Genomic DNA, 1,335 nt, shown 5'->3' with positions numbered 1-1,335 from the left:
CTCGGCCGCGGGGGCCTCGGTCGCGGTGGCCTCGGCCGCGGGGGCCTCGGCTGCCGTCTCGCCCTCGGGTGCCGCGGTCTCACCGGTCACCTGGTCGAGCTGCTCGGCCTCCCACTCGGCGAGGGGCTCGGCCTCTTCGCCGGTGGCCTTGCCCGCCTGTGAACGGGCCTTGAGGCCCTCGGCGACGGCCGAGGCGATGACCCGGGTCAGGACGCTGACCGAGCGGATCGCGTCGTCGTTGGCCGGGATCGGGTAGTCCACGAGGTCGGGATCACAGTTCGTGTCGAGCAGGGCGACGACCGGGATGTTGAGCTTGCGTGCCTCGCCGACGGCGATGTGCTCCTTGTTGGTGTCGACGATCCACACGACGGACGGGACCTTGGTCATGTCCCGCATGCCGCCGAGGGTGCGCGCCAGCTTGGTCATCTCACGCGTGAGCATGAGAATCTCCTTCTTGGTGCGTCCCTCGAATCCACCCGACTGCTCCATCGCCTCGAGCTCCTTGAGGCGGATGAGGCGCTGGTGCACGGTCTGGAAGTTGGTGAGCATGCCGCCCAGCCACCGCTGGTTGACGTAGGGCATCCCGACCTTCGCGGCCTCTTCGGCGATGGCCTCCTGGGCCTGCTTCTTGGTGCCGACGAACAGGACCGTGCCTCCGTGGGCGACGGTCTCCTTGACGAACTCGTACGCCTGGTCGATGTACGTGAGCGTCTGCTGAAGGTCGATGATGTAGATGCCGTTGCGGTCGGTGAAGATGAACCGCCGCATCTTCGGGTTCCAACGACGGGTCTGGTGACCGAAGTGTGCGCCCGCGTCGAGCAGCTGCTTCATGGAGATGACTGCCATGGAAGTGTTGAGGGGCTCGTCCGGCTTGGAAGCAGCCGGACCGCGAGGCCCTCGTCCTCGCTTTCTGGTGTGTATCGGGTTACGCCCGAGAAACCGGGTGGTCTCGGGCCCTGGTGACCGCAGCGGACCGAACCCCCGACGAGCAGGGGCACCTACGGGTCCGGTGTCCGGTGAAGCCGGGGCTGTGAGGCCCCGGGTCCGGATGCACCTCCCGTGGGAGGTGCAGGACACGCGAAGTCAATCGACGTCAGTCGACCGCATCGGCAATCATAACCCGCCCGCGCCCGCACTCCAACACGCGATCGATAGCCGTCCCGCCCCTGTGGAAGGTCGTGGACCTCCTCCACAGCGGGGTCTGTCGGTCGGATTCCCCGCCGCGTCTCCGGGTGTACTCGATCCATGAGCCCCTCGACACCGACCGCCGCGACGCCGCGCCTCCGACCGTCGGTGATCGCCACCGCGGCCGCGACGGTGGCCGCGGCCGTCGCC

Annotated in this window: 1 protein-coding gene; it reads right to left on the bottom strand. The window is 68.2% G+C overall.

Annotated elements, in window-relative coordinates; genetic code table 11:
• On the bottom strand, positions 1–846 hold an 846-nt coding region (rpsB, locus tag G6017_RS10440; RefSeq protein ID WP_182617252.1), incomplete at its 3' end, for a 30S ribosomal protein S2.
• Between the last annotated feature and the right edge of the window lie 489 nt (positions 847–1,335).

The organism is Dietzia sp. B44 (genome assembly GCF_014145245.1).
In the GTDB taxonomy this organism is placed as follows: domain Bacteria; phylum Actinomycetota; class Actinomycetes; order Mycobacteriales; family Mycobacteriaceae; genus Dietzia; species Dietzia natronolimnaea.
The sequence above is the reverse complement of the archived record's forward strand: the minus strand, read 5'-3'. Positions and strand labels throughout refer to the sequence as shown.